We start from the raw sequence: 13380 nt of genomic DNA, 5'->3' as shown, positions 1-13380 counted from the left end.
CCCGCTACGGGTTCCCCTCCGGGTCCCACCGGGCGTCGCCCTCCGGTTCGCCCCGTCAGGGTAACGAAACACTGGAACCGTTTAACCCTCACCGAGTGTGACAACCCCATGTCCCCGCACGTCACCGGCCTGGTACCGTCCCCGCCAACGGCCTGACGCACCACCCGGTCCGCCACACACGTTTCATCGCTGAGAGGTTGGAGCATGACGGACGACGTCGCAGTGGCACGGGCCGCCGCCGAGGAGGAGTCCGCCTTCTCGCACCCGCCCGTCGACCCCGACGCCACCGCCGCGTACGGCGACCACCCCGACCAGGTGATCGACTTCTACGCCCCGCACGGCACCGAGCCCACCGGTTCCGCCTCCCCCGCCCCGCTGATCGTCGTCCTGCACGGAGGTGCCTGGCGCGCCCCGTACGACCGGCGGCACGTCAGCCCGTTCGCGGCCTTCCTGGCCCGTAGGGGATTCGCGGTGGCGAATGTGGAATACCGGCGGGGAGCGGCGGAGGGCGCCGCCGGGGAGCGGGCCGTCGCGGGCCGCTGGCCGGACACCTTCGACGATGTCGCCGCCGCGTTCGACGCCCTCCCCGCGCTCGTCCGCGAGGTCCTTCCGCAGGCCGATGTCCGCCGGACGGTGGCCACCGGGCACTCGGCCGGCGGCCACCTCGCGCTGTGGGCCGCCGCCCGGCACCTCCTGCCCGCCGGCGCCCCCTGGCGCACCGACGGCCCCGCACCTCTGCGCGGGGTGGTCGCCCTGGCCCCGATCGCCGACTTCACGGTCGCGGACAAGCTGGACGTGTGCGGGGGAGCGGCCCGCCAACTCCTCGGCGGCGAACGGCTGTTCACCGAGCGCCGGCCGTACGCCGATCCCGTGCTGCTGCTTCCGACGGGCATCGCGACGACCCTGGTGCAGGGCCGCACCGACCTGGACGTCCCGCAGGCGGTCGCCGAGTCGTACGCGGACGCGGCGGCGAAGGCGGGCGAGGTGGTCGGACTGACCCTGCTGGAGGGCGTCGGCCACTTCCCGCTGATCGACCCGGCGGCGGACGCGTGCGCGGTGGTGGCGGAGGAGATCGCTCAGCTGGCGTGGTGAGGCCTCACGACCCCCGAGGGGGCAGGCTCTCCGGGGCCCGTCATACGCGCGGGGCCTGTCATACGCGCGGGGTCTGCCATGCGCGCGGGGCCTGTCATACGCGCGGGGTCTGCCATGCGCGCGGTGCCTGTCATGCGGTACGGGTCCTGTCATACCCGTAGTACCTGAGAGCTACGGCCGTGAACACCTCTCCGGCGTGACGCGGGCGACGGCTCCCGCTCCGTAACTTCCCGGTCAGACCAGCCCGATGGACGGGCGGACCGGGAGGGAAGCGAACCATGGAGCCGACTGCCGAGCCGGGCCCCGACACCACCGGCGGGCCGCCGAAGGACCGCCGTACGCCCCGCTGGCTGCGCTCCCTCCTCGCCCTCCTCATCACCGCGGGCGTGGTCCTGCCGCTCTCCGCCGCCGCCCGCCCCCGGATCCCCGCCCCGCCCCCGGCCGGCCTTCCCGCCGTCACCGCGACCACCCTCGAAGCGGCCTACGCGGCCAACCGCGCCAACGCCGCGCGGGCCGCCCGGATGGCCGAGGCCCACGGCGACCGGCACCGCGCGGCGGCGGACCGCGCCCTGGCCGCCCCGGCCGGGCAACTCCTCGCCTTCGACGGCCGCGGCACCGGCCTGGCCACCGAGGTCTTCGGCGACCTCGCCCACGCCGACCGCGTCGCGGTCCTGGTCCCCGGCTCCGACACGACCCTCGACACCTACGGCCGCTTCCGCGCGACGGCCACCGCCCTGCACCGCCAACTCAGCCGGCGGGCCCCCGAGTCGACCCGTGTCGCGGTCGTCGCCTGGCTCGGGTACGACACACCCGGCACGGTCAGCACCGCCGTCCTCACCACCGGCCGCGCCGACGAAGCCGCGCCCCGCCTCGGCGAGTTCCTGCGCCTGCTGCGCGGACTCACCGGCCGTGACACCCCTGTCTCCCTGCTCTGCCACTCCTACGGCTCGGTCGTCTGCGCCCGCTCCGCCGCCCAGGGCCCGCCCGTGGCCGACATCGCCCTCCTCGGCAGCCCCGGCACCGGTGCCGACTCCGCCGCCGCTCTGCGCACCTCCGCGCGGATCTGGGCGGCCCGCGGCGGCACCGACTGGGTCGCGCAGGTCCCGCACGTCGAGGCCGATCTGTTCGGCACGACCGTCGGCTTCGGCACCGACCCGGTGTCCCCGGCGTTCGGCGCCCGCGTCTTCGCCGCCGGCGACGGCGGCCACAGCGACTACTTCAGCCCGGGCTCGATCTGTCTGGCCAACCTCGCCCGGATCGTGCTCGGCGAGACCTCGGAGGTGACCCGTGCGTGAGCCGACGTCCCGAGTCCTCGCGGGCGCCGCGCGCCTGGACGCGGCCACCCCCGCCTCACGGGACCGCGCGGCCGACGCGCTGCGCGCCCTCGCCATCCTCGGCGTCGTCCTCGGCCACTGGCTGGTGACCGCCCTGGTCGCCGACGGCGGCACCCTGCGCACCGACAGCCCGCTGCGGCATCTGCCCGCGCTGGCCCCGGTCTCCTGGCTCTTCCAGACACTCGCCGTGTTCTTCCTGGTGGGCGGCCAGGTGGCGGCCCGGGGGCTGGCCTCGGCCCGGGCCCGTGGGGAGAGCTACGGGCAGTGGCTGCGCGCCCGCCTCGCCCGGCTGTTCGCCCCGGTGGCCGCCCTGCTGGCCCTGTGGGCGGTGGCCACCGCGGCCCTGCTGCTGACCGGCGCCGACCTGACCACCGTGCGCACCCTGGTGAAACTGGCCCTGTCCCCGCTGTGGTTCCTGCTGGCCTTCGCCGCGCTGACGGCGGCGACTCCGCTGGTCACCCGGGTCCACCCGCTGTGGCCGCTGGCCGTCGTACTCCATGTGGACCTGGTGCGTTTCGGCCTCGGCGGCCCCTCCTGGCTGGGCTGGACCAACCTGGCCGCCGGCTGGCTGGTGCCGTACACGCTGGGCGCGGCGTGGAGCCGGGGCGAGCTGGAGCGACGGCGGGCCGGGTGGATCCTGCTGGCCGGCGGGGCGGCGGTGACGGCGGCACTCGTTGCCTGCGCGGGGTATCCGGCGTCGATGGTCGGGGTGCCGGGCGCCGCGGTCTCCAATCTGAACCCGCCGACGCTGGCCGCCGTCACCTTCGGCATGGCCCAGTGCGGGCTGGCCCTGCTGCTGCGCGGACCGCTGCGCCGGGTCCTGCGCCGGCCGGTCGCCTGGGCCGCGGTGGCCCTGGTCAACCTCTCCGCCATGACGATCTTCCTCTGGCATCAGACCGCCCTGATGGCCACCACGGCGACCGCCCTCCTCGCCGGCCGCCTGCCCGGCCTGCACACCGTGCCCGACGGGTACGGCTGGGTCGCCGAGCGGCTGCTGTGGCTGCCGGTGTTCGCTCTCGCGCTGGCCGTGTGCTGGGTCGCCTTCCGCTCCCGGGAGCAGCACGCCGGACGGGCCGCGCGCCGTCCGCCCCGGGTGGTCCGCGTCCACCGGAACCGGCACGAGGCGGAGGCGAAGGTGACCCGCCATGCCTAGAGTTGATCAAGTGACGGAGACGGGGAGGGGCCGGCACCCGGAGGGGGGCCGGCCGGGGGAGTGGCTGCGCGTCCTGCGTGCCGACCTGCTGACCTTCCGCGCGGACCCCCTGCCCGCCTTCGTGTGGCTGCGCTGGCTGCCGCACGGTCTGGTCTGCCTGGTCGGCGTGATCGTGCTCGGAACCAACGCGTCACTGCTGGGCGAGACCTACGGCCAGAACCCCCAGTACGCGCTGCTGATGTCGATCGGGCAGGGCGCGACCGTGGTGCTGGCCCTGTGGCGGCCGGTACCGGCGTGGCTGCTGTCCACGGCGATCTCCGTCGTCATCGCCCTCGCCGCCCGGTCCCAGCTGATCTCGGGGCAGACCGCGCCGGACGTCGCCTGGCCGTGGGCCGCACCCGGCGTGGCGGCGCACGCGCTGGTGCTGCTGCTGCTCGCCCTGCGGGTCCCGACCCGGGTGGCCCTCGAGGCGCTGGCCGTGACGGCGCTGGCCACCTACCTCCTCCAAGGCGTCATCGGAGCCTGGCGCTACACGGGGACCGGTGTGGTGGCGGTGTCCGTGTTCACCGTCGCCGTCCTGCTCGGCACCGCCCTGCGCGGCCGCCGCGAGGCCCGGGACGAACTCGGCCGGCAGGCCACGATCACCGCCGAGGAACGCGCCCGCCGCACCGTTCTCGAGGAGCGCAGCCGGATCGCGCGCGAGCTGCACGACGTCGTCGCCCACCACATGTCGGTGATCTCCATCCAGGCGCAGGTCGCCCCGCACCTGGTGGAGAACCCGCCCGAGGAGCTGCAGGAGAACCTGGCGGGCATCCGGCAGAACGCGCTGGAGGCGCTGACCGAACTGCGCCGCGTCCTCGGCGTGCTGCGCTCCGAGAACCCCGAGGACCCCTACGGCCTGGGCGAGACCGGCGCCGGTGCCGCCCCGGACGCCCCGCAGCCCACCCTGGACCGCCTGGACGCCCTCATCGAGAACACCAGGGCCGCCGGACTGCGCGTCACCGCCGACGTCCAGGGTGAGCCCCGCCGCCCCTATCCGCCCGGGGTGGAGCTGTCGGCGTACAGGATCGTGCAGGAGGCGCTGAGCAACGCCTTGCGGCACGCGCCGGGCTCCGACGTCCGCGTCCAGGTCGGCCACGTGCGCGACGGCCTGCTCCTGGAGATCACCAACAGCCGCCCGGAGCGGCCCGTGCAGCCCTCCCCGGGGGCCGGGCACGGGCTGCTCGGCATGCGGGAGCGCGCGGCGATGCTGGGCGGCCGTGTCAGCGCGCTGGCGACCTTGCACGGCGGCTTCAGCGTCGTCGCCTTCCTGCCCAGGGACGGCGTCGCCCGCGACCTGGTGGACATGGACTTCCAGGGCCCTGCGGGTGCGCAGTACATCTTTCCCGAGCCCCCGACAGGAGAAGAGACCCCATGACGAGCGGCACGATCCGCGTACTCATCGCCGACGACCAGCAGATGGTCCGGCAGGGCTTCACCGTGCTGCTCAACACCAAGCCGGACATCGAGGTGATCGGCCAGGCGGTGGACGGCCTGGACGCGGTCGCCAAGGTCGCCGAACTCGACCCCGACGTGGTGCTGATGGACATCCGCATGCCCGAGCTGGGCGGTATCGAGGCCACCCGCCGCGTCACCGCGTCGACGCGGCGCACCCGGGTGCTGGTGCTGACCACCTTCGACCTCGACGAGTACGTCTACGAGGCGCTGCGGGCCGGTGCCTCCGGGTTCCTGCTGAAGGACGCCTCCGCGGACCAGCTCGCCGAGGCGGTGCGGGTGGTGGCCGCGGGGGACGCGCTGCTCGCGCCCGGCATCACCCGGCGGCTGATCGCCGAGTTCTCCCGCCTGGACGGCGCGCCCCGGACCCCGCTCAAGGAGCGCGTCGCGGACCTCACCGAGCGCGAGACGGAGGTCCTGGCCCTGATCGCGCGGGGCCTGTCCAACGCGGAGATCGCCCGCCACCTGGTCGTCGCGGAGCAGACCGTGAAGACCCATGTCAGCCGGATCCTGGTCAAGCTGGGCCTCAGGGACCGGACCCAGGCGGCGGTGTTCGCGTACGAGTCGGGGCTGGTGCGGCCGACGGGCTACTGAGCCGGGCCCGGGGAGCTTCCGGGGGCGACCCGTAGTACCTGAGACGGATGCCGAAGGACCCCTCTCGCTGGTGACGACGGGGACCCCCGGCCCGGCCTAACGTTCTGAACGTGACCGAGACGCCCCAGACGCACACGCCGCCCCCGCCCCACGGCGCGGACTCCGCGTACGCCCCGTACAAGCCGCGGAGCCCCGAGTACCGGCTGGCCGCCGACGCCCTGCGCGGTCTGCGGCAGGACCTGTTCACCGACGCCTTCGCCTACCGCCCGCTGCCCCGCATGGCCGTGGACGGCCCGATCACCCGGCGGCTGCGCGGCCGGCTCAGGGAGTACGCGTCCTGGACCCCGCACGCGATGATCGCCGCGGCCGGCTTCTTCACGCTGGTGATCTCCTCGACGACCCATGGCGGCGGGAACCTGGGACTGCTGGTCGGCCTGTTCGCCCTCGCCCCGGTCGTGCTGACCCTGGCCCGCCCGGTCCTCGCGTTCTGGGCGTCGATGGCCGCCACCCTGATCGGCACCGTGCTGGGCGGGGACTCCGGCGACTGGCCGTGGCCGCCCGGCGCCTTCGTCTCCCACCTGGTGGTGCTGGCGGTCGTCGCGATCCGCACCCGGCCGCGCACGGCGGCATGGATGTGGGTGCTGACCGGGGTGTACGGCTTCTTCGCCGAGAGCCTCTTCGGCTGGGGCCACTACAGCACCAACACCGGGCCCATGCTGACCGTCTCCGCGCTGGTCCTGCTCGCCGTCACGATCTGGCACATACGCCGGGAGGCCGAACAGGAGGTGACCGCCCAGCAGACGGTGACCGCGCACGAGCGGTCCCGGCGCACCCTCCTGGAGGAGCGCACCACGATCGCCCGCGAACTGCACGACGTCGTCGCCCACCACATGTCGGTCGTCGCCATCCAGGCCGAGGCCGCGCCCTACCGGGTGGAGAACCCGCCGCCGGAGCTGGAGCGCGCCTTCGCGACGATCCGGGAGAACGCGGTGGCCGCCCTCACCGAGCTGCGCCGTGTGCTGGGCGTGGTCCGCGCCGAGGACTACGAGGCACCGGACGCCCCCCAGCCCACCCTCGCCGACCTGGACGCGCTGCTCGCCAATGTGCGGGACGCGGGCCTCGACGCCGGCAAGACGGTGACCGGCGCGGTGCGCGAACTGCCGCAGGGCGTGGAGCTGTCGGCGTACCGGATCGTGCAGGAGGCGCTGAGCAACACCCTCCGGCACGCGCCCGGCGCGAGCGCCCGCGTGGAGATCGGCTACGTTCTCGGGGGCCTGGGCCTGCGCATAGTCAACGGGCCGCCGCCCGAGCCGTCCCTGGTGAAGCCCTCACCGGGCGCGGGCCACGGCATCACCGGAATGCGCGAGCGGGTCTCGATGCTGAACGGCGAGATGACGGCGGGCCGCACGGACGAGGGAGGGTACGAGGTGACGGTCTTCCTGCCCGTCCCGGCGACGAGCGAAGGTGACGCATGACCATTCGCGTCCTGATCGCGGACGACCAGATGATGGTGCGCGAGGGCTTCTCGGTCCTGCTGAACGCGATGCCGGACATCGAGGTCGTCGGCGAGGCGGTGAACGGCCGGGAAGCCGTGGCGAAGGTCCGCGAGCTGGCGCCGGACGTGGTGCTCATGGACATCCGCATGCCGGAGCTGAACGGCATCGAGGCGACCCGGGAGATCGTCGCCGTGGACGGCACCGCCAAGGTGCTGGTGCTGACCACCTTCGACCTCGACGAATACGTCTACCAGGCGCTGCGCGCCGGAGCCTCCGGTTTCCTGCTCAAGGACGCCTCCGCCCGCCAGCTGGCCGAGGGCGTGCGGGTGGTGGCGTCCGGCGAGGCACTGCTCGCCCCGTCGGTCACCAAGCGGCTGATCACCGAGTTCTCCAAGCTGGCCGAGGCCCCGAAGCTGCTGCCACAGGCGCAGGAGGCGTACGGCGATCTCACCGACCGGGAGACGGAGGTGCTGGTGCTCATCGCGCACGGTCTGTCCAACGCGGAGATCGCCGAGCGGCTCGTGGTCGCCGAGTCCACGATCAAGACGCATGTGAGCCGGATCCTGGTGAAGCTGGGGCTCAGGGACCGCACGCAGGCGGCGGTGTTCGCGTACGAGGCGCGGCTGGTCACGCCGGGGTGAGCAAGCCCTGGTCAGGGAGGGGTGCGCCGGGCTAGCGTCCGGTCATGGCAGCCTTCGACCCCTGGGACCCGGCGTTTCTCGCGGACCCGTACCCCGCCTACGCCGAGCTGCGCGCCACGGGCCGCGTGCACCACTACGAGGCCACGAACCAGTGGCTGGTGCCGCACCACGCGGACGTCTCGGCGCTGCTGCGGGACCGCCGACTGGGGCGGACGTACCAGCACCGCTTCTCGCACGAGGACTTCGGCCGCACCCCGCCCCCGCCGGAGCACGAGCCGTTCCACACCCTCAACGACCACGGGATGCTGGACCTGGAGCCGCCGGACCACACCCGGATACGGCGCCTGGTGTCCAAGGCGTTCACCCCGCGCACGGTCGAGCGGCTGAAGCCGTATGTGGAGGCGCTGGCCGCGGAGCTGGTCGACGGGCTGGTCCGGCGCGGCGGCGGTGATCTGCTCGCCGAGGTCGCCGAGCCGCTGCCGGTGGCGGTGATCGCCGAGATGCTGGGCGTGCCCGAGTCCGACCGGGCACCGCTGCGGCCCTGGTCGGCGGACATCTGCGGGATGTACGAGCTGAGCCCGTCCGAGGAGACGGCGGCGAAGGCGGTCCGCGCCTCGGTGGAGTTCTCGGACTACCTCCGCGAGCTGATCGCCGAGCGCCGCAAGGAGCCCGGCGACGACCTGATCTCCGGGCTGATCGCGGCGCACGACGAGGACGACCGACTCACCGAGCAGGAGATGATCTCTACCTGTGTGCTGCTGCTGAACGCGGGCCACGAGGCGACGGTGAACGCCACCGTCAACGGCTGGTGGGCGCTCTTCCGCAACCCCGGCCAGCTGGCGGCGCTGCGCGCGGACCACTCCCTGATCCCGTCCGCGATCGAGGAGCTGATGCGCTACGACACCCCGCTCCAGCTCTTCGAGCGCTGGGTGCTGGACGAGATCGAGATCGACGGGACGACGATCCCGCGCGGCGCCGAACTCGCCCTCCTCTTCGGCTCCGCCAACCACGACCCGGCGGTGTTCACCGCTCCCGACCGGCTGGATCTCACCCGCGCGGAGAACCCGCACATCTCCTTCAGCGCCGGTATCCACTACTGCATCGGCGCCCCGTTGGCCCGTATCGAACTGGCCGCGTCCATGAGGGCCCTGCTGGAGCGGGCTCCCACCCTGATCCTCGCCTCGGAGCCGCGCCGCAAGCCGAACTTCGTGATCCGGGGGCTGGAAGGCCTGGCCGTGGAGATCGGCTAGCCGCCCGGCCGGGACGGCGTCGCGCATCGAGGGCTGCCCCGGCGAGGGCCCAGGGCCCGTCCCACAGCCCTCAACCGCTCATCAGGTCCCGCCGCCGCAGCCCCGCCAGTCCCGCCGTGACCAGTGCCGCCGCCAAGGCGGTGAGGACGAGCACCGGTGTCCACTCCATCTCCCCGCCCGGCAGCTTCGGCAGGTGCCCGAACGGAGAGAGGTCCAGCACCGCCCGCGGCACGTCCAGCGCGGGTCCGACCCAGCCGATGAGGAGCACCGCCCCGGCGACCGCCCAGGCCGCGACCGCCGCCCGGGGCAGCAGGCCGTGGAGCAGGACCGCCGCCCCGCCGGTCACCCACACCGCGGGCACCTGCGCCAGACAGGCCCCCAGGAGGGGCCCGGTGTCGCGGCCGTGGCCGAGGGCGAGGCCGAGCCCGGCCAGCAGCATGAGCAGCACCGTGCCGCCGAACGCCACCACCAGGTGGCCCGCGGCCCACCGCAGCCGCCCCACGGCGCCGGCCAGCACCGGCTCGGCCCGCCCGGAGGTCTCCTCGCCGTGCAGCCGCAGTACCGAGGCGACGATGTACAGGGCGGCGACCAGCCCCAGCATCCCGGTCATCGCCGAGAGGAACGCGTCGACGAGACCGGCCTCTCCGCCCATCCGCTCGATGATCCGCCGGGCGCCTTCGTTGCCGCCGACCAGGTCGGCCGCGCCCTCCGCCATCCCGCCGTAGACCACCCCGGCGAGCAGGAAGCCGATGCTCCAGCCGAGCAGGGAGCCGCGTTGCAGCCGCCGGGCCAGCGCGCCCGCGCCGCTCAGCCGCCCCGCGGCGGGCCCGGGCCGGGCGGGCAGGAAGCTCATGCCGAGGTCACGGCGCCCGGCGAGCGCGTAGGCCAGCGCGCCCTGGAGCAGTGCGGCACCGGCGAACAGCAGCAACACCCACCACCGTTCCCCCGCGAACGCCCGCAGGTTCTCCAGCCAGCCGAGGGGCGACAGCCAGGTCAGCACGGACGATCCGTCGGCCGTCGCCGAGTCGCCCGCCGCGCGCAGCACGAACGCGGCACCCAGCACGGCCGCCGTGAGCCCGCGTGCCGACCGGGCGCTCTCCGTGAGCTGGGCGAGGATCGCCGCCAGGGTCGCGAACACCATGCCGAGCCCGGCGACGCCGAGCCCGAAGGCGGCCGCTCCGGTGCCGCCCTGCGCCGCCAGTCCGGCGGTGACCAGCCCGCCCAGGAGGGCGTTGGCGACAGCCGCGGTCAGCAGGGCAGCGGTCAGCGGGGCGCGGCGGCCGACCATCGCGGAGGAGATCAGTTCCTGCCGGCCGCTCTCCTCCTCGTCGCGGGTGTGCCGGACGACGAGGAGCAGGCTCATCACGGCGGCGAGCAGACCCGCGTACACGCCGGCCCGCCAGACGGTCAGGGCGCCGTAGGAGTCGCCGAACACGGGGCCGGTCATCGCGCGCAGGGAGGCGCTGGTCTCCAGCTGGCGGAGCAGGCCGGCGCGTTCGGCGGCCGTGCCGTACAGGCTTCTGATCGTGCCCGGCATGGACAGCACCATGAGGGCGTTCACGCCGACCCAGACCGGGATCAGCACCCGGTCGCGGCGCAGCGCGAGGCGCAGCAGGGGCGTGGTGCCGGCCAGCTGCCGGGTTCCGCCGGACCTGCCGCCGGACCGCGGGGCGAGGGGGAGGGCGGTCACCGGGTTGCCTCCGCCCGCTCGCCGGGGCCACCGCTCCCGCCGGGCCCACCGCTCCCGCCGCTCTCGTCCCGGTAGTGCCGCAGGAACAGCTCCTCCAGGGTGGGCGGGGTGGACGTCAGGGAGCGCACCCCGCACTCGGACAGCTGCCGCAGCACGGCGTCGAGCCGGTCGTTGTCGACCTGGAGCCGGACCCGCCGTCCCCGGACGTCGAGGTCGTGCACGCCGGGCAGCCGGGCGAGCCCGTCGGGCGGCCCGGCCAGCTCGGCGGTGACGCTGGTGCGGGTCAGATGCCGCAGCTCGGCGAGCGATCCGCTCTCCACGGTGCGCCCGTTGCGGATGATGCTGACCCGGTCGCACAGCTCCTCCACCTCGCTGAGAATGTGCGAGGAGAGCAGGATCGTCCGTCCCCGGTCGCGTTCCTCGGTCACGCACCGCTGGAAGACCTCCTCCATCAGCGGGTCGAGGCCGGAGGTCGGTTCGTCGAGGATCAGCAGGTCGACGTCGGAGGCGAAGGCGGCGACGAGGGCGACCTTCTGCCGGTTTCCCTTGGAGTAGGTGCGGCCCTTCTTCGTCGGGTCCAGTTCGAACCGCTCGATCAGTTCCGCCCGCCGCCGGGTGTCGAGGCCGCCGCGCAGCCGGCCGTAGAGGTCGATGACCTCGCCGCCGGAGAGGTTGCGCCAGAGGGTGACGTCGCCGGGCACGTAGGCGATGCGGCGGTGCAGCTCGACCGCGTCCGTCCAGGGGTCGCCGCCGAGCACCTGGGCGGCGCCGGAGTCGGCGCGCAGCAGGCCGAGCAGGACCCGGATGGTGGTGGATTTGCCGGCCCCGTTGGGGCCGAGGAAGCCGTGGATCTCGCCGGAGTCCACGTCCAGGTCGAGGCCGTCGAGGGCGGGTGTCCGACCGAAGGATTTGTGCAGTCGGGAGACGGTGATGGCCTTGGTCATAGCTCGGAACGTACTCTTCTTTCAGAAGTTTGTGAAGTTAAGGAAACAGGTGAAGCCTGGCTAGACTCGGCACGGAGGGCCGTGGGCGAGCGGGACCGAGCAGGGGAGATGATCGACGGCATGACGGACACAGCCGGCGCGGCACGCGACCCCGACACGGTCTCCCGATTCGTGGAGCACTTCGCGGCCCAGCTCGTCGAGGCGGGCATGCCCCGCATGCCGGCCCGCGTGTTCGCCGCGCTGCTCGCCTCCGACAGCGGCACCCTCACCTCCGCCGACCTGGGCGAACAGCTCAAGATCAGCCCTGCCGCGGTCTCCGGCGCGGTGCGTTACCTGGCCCAGGTCCACCTGGTCTCCCGGGAGCGCGAACCCGGATCACGCCGGGAGCGGTACCGGGTCCGCAACGACCAGTGGTACGAGGCGCTGACCAACCGCGAGGCGATCATCAAGCGCTGGGAGGACGCCCTGCGCGAGGGCGTCGCGAGCCTGGGCCCCGACACCCCGGCGGGCCGCCGCCTCACCGAGACGCTGGCGTTCTTCGAATTCCTGGAGGGCGAGCTGGAAACCCTGATGGACCGCTGGCGGGTACGGCGGGACGAGTTGTTCGGTCCGGGCTGAGCCCGTGGGAGGCGGGCGGCCGGCGGCGGCGTGGCCGCAGTCCCTACTCCGGCGTCGGCAGCGTGAGCCCCAGGCCTCCCTCGAACACCGTCCACGTCCGTCGCCGGACCGGGCCCGCCACCACCGCGTCCGCCCGGTACCGGAAGTCCGCCCCGGACACCGTGATCCGGCGCCCGGTCCCGCGCAGGGGCGCCGCCGCGGCGCCGACGGAGAGGGGCCGCACCTCCACGGTGGCCGCCCCGGAGCCGTCCAGGGCGACCGACACCGCCTCCAGCGGCTGGTCGAGGCCCACCAGCGTCTCGCCGTCCACCTCCACCCGCAGCCGGGCGGGCCCGGCCGCGGCCGGCGGGGCGGTGGGCGTGATCCGGGCCGGACGCGCCGGCACCAGGGTCCGGACCAGCGACTGACAGGTCCGCAGCCACGGCCGGCTCACCGCGGTGGCCCCCTCCGGCACCTCCCGCCCGCCGGTGAGCGGCGGGATGCCGACCGCGCCGACCACCACCCCGTCGCTGTCGTCGACGAGCAGGTCCAGCCGCCGCTCGGCGCCTTCGAGGACGGCCCGCGCCGCCGCGACCGTACCCGTCGGCACTCCGAGGGACCGGGCCAGCGACAGCGTCCCGGATCCCGCCCCGACCGGCACCAGGGACAGCACACATCCGGCCAGCTGCCGCTGCCGGTGCAGCAGGGACACGGCACGCACCAGCGCGCGGTCGTCGCCGACCACCACCGGTCGGCGCGAGCCGCGTCTGGCCAGCATCCGGGCGAATTCCTCCGGGCCGTCCGGGAGGCACACCTTCGTGGCGGCACCCGCGCTGAGCACGTCTTTCGCGATGCGAGCGGACTCCGGGTCCACTCGCCGGGCGACCGGATCGATGATCACCAACAGCCGCTCGGACGTCGCGGAAGTCGCCACCTCGGTCATGCCTCGCTTCCTCGGGTAGCATCTTTGTGCAAGAGCCCCTTGCGCTATTGCGCCAGGGGCTTCGTCTATTCCGGGGCATCCGGTCCGACGGGTTGCGGCCAACGAAGGTCGCCGGTGTATCACCCGCACACGCGTGGTGTACACCCCTGACC

12 protein-coding genes are annotated in these 13380 nt (G+C 74.1%); 9 read left to right on the top strand and 3 right to left on the bottom strand.

Annotated elements, in window-relative coordinates; genetic code table 11:
* Positions 1-204: 204 nt before the first annotated feature.
* From VE614_RS11465 to VE614_RS11430, 8 genes are all read left to right on the top strand, one after another.
* Positions 205-1092, top strand: a complete 888-nt coding sequence (locus VE614_RS11465; protein WP_324935392.1) for an alpha/beta hydrolase — start codon at positions 205-207, stop codon at positions 1090-1092.
* A gap of 278 nt (positions 1093-1370) precedes the next feature.
* Positions 1371-2387 (top strand): alpha/beta hydrolase, encoded by a 1017-nt coding sequence (locus VE614_RS11460; protein WP_324935390.1) that lies wholly within the window; start codon positions 1371-1373, stop codon positions 2385-2387.
* Positions 2380-3579, top strand: a complete 1200-nt coding sequence (locus tag VE614_RS11455; protein ID WP_324935388.1) for an acyltransferase — start codon at positions 2380-2382, stop codon at positions 3577-3579. Before VE614_RS11460 ends, VE614_RS11455 begins: the two co-directional genes overlap by 8 nt.
* Positions 3572-4996, top strand: a complete 1425-nt coding sequence (locus VE614_RS11450; RefSeq protein WP_324935386.1) for a sensor histidine kinase — start codon at positions 3572-3574, stop codon at positions 4994-4996. The genes VE614_RS11455 and VE614_RS11450 overlap by 8 nt, the downstream gene beginning before the upstream one ends.
* Positions 4993-5667 (top strand): response regulator transcription factor, encoded by a 675-nt coding sequence (locus VE614_RS11445; protein ID WP_324935385.1) that lies wholly within the window; start codon positions 4993-4995, stop codon positions 5665-5667. The genes VE614_RS11450 and VE614_RS11445 overlap by 4 nt, the downstream gene beginning before the upstream one ends.
* A 110-nt stretch (positions 5668-5777) precedes the next feature.
* Positions 5778-7142 carry a sensor histidine kinase gene (locus VE614_RS11440; RefSeq protein WP_324935383.1) on the top strand — a complete coding sequence of 455 codons (1365 nt, stop codon included), beginning with the start codon at positions 5778-5780 and terminating at the stop codon, positions 7140-7142.
* Complete coding sequence (locus VE614_RS11435) at positions 7139-7804, top strand: response regulator transcription factor (protein ID WP_324935381.1); 666 nt, start codon at positions 7139-7141, stop codon at positions 7802-7804. The genes VE614_RS11440 and VE614_RS11435 overlap by 4 nt, the downstream gene beginning before the upstream one ends.
* A gap of 44 nt (positions 7805-7848) precedes the next feature.
* A complete protein-coding gene (locus VE614_RS11430; protein WP_324935379.1) occupies positions 7849-9054 on the top strand; it encodes a cytochrome P450 in 1206 nt (401 codons plus the stop codon).
* 70 nt (positions 9055-9124) lie between these two features.
* Here the strand turns inward: VE614_RS11430 and VE614_RS11425 are convergent, their stop codons facing one another.
* Both VE614_RS11425 and VE614_RS11420 read right to left on the bottom strand, forming a co-directional pair.
* Positions 9125-10744: an ABC transporter permease gene (locus tag VE614_RS11425; RefSeq protein WP_324935377.1), complete on the bottom strand. Its 1620-nt coding sequence runs from the start codon at positions 10742-10744 to the stop codon at positions 9125-9127.
* Entirely contained in the window at positions 10741-11688 is a 948-nt protein-coding gene (locus VE614_RS11420; protein ID WP_324935375.1) for an ABC transporter ATP-binding protein, read from the bottom strand. Before VE614_RS11420 ends, VE614_RS11425 begins: the two co-directional genes overlap by 4 nt.
* Positions 11689-11808: 120 nt before the next feature.
* Here VE614_RS11420 and VE614_RS11415 point away from each other — a divergent pair, with 120 nt between their 5' ends.
* The gene (locus VE614_RS11415) at positions 11809-12306 is read left to right on the top strand and encodes a GbsR/MarR family transcriptional regulator (RefSeq protein ID WP_324935373.1); all 498 of its coding nucleotides are present in this window, start codon (positions 11809-11811) and stop codon (positions 12304-12306) included.
* A 43-nt stretch (positions 12307-12349) separates the two neighbouring features.
* Here VE614_RS11415 and VE614_RS11410 read toward each other — a convergent pair whose 3' ends face one another.
* On the bottom strand, positions 12350-13228 hold the full coding sequence (locus VE614_RS11410) for a diacylglycerol kinase (RefSeq protein WP_324935371.1): 879 nt from the start codon (positions 13226-13228) through the stop codon (positions 12350-12352).
* Positions 13229-13380 lie beyond the last annotated feature (152 nt).

The sequence above is a fragment of the Streptomyces sp. genome (assembly GCF_035645055.1).
GTDB lineage: Bacteria > Actinomycetota > Actinomycetes > Streptomycetales > Streptomycetaceae > Streptomyces.
Note: the sequence above shows the minus strand (reverse complement) of the source record. Positions and strands in the feature narration are given on the sequence as shown.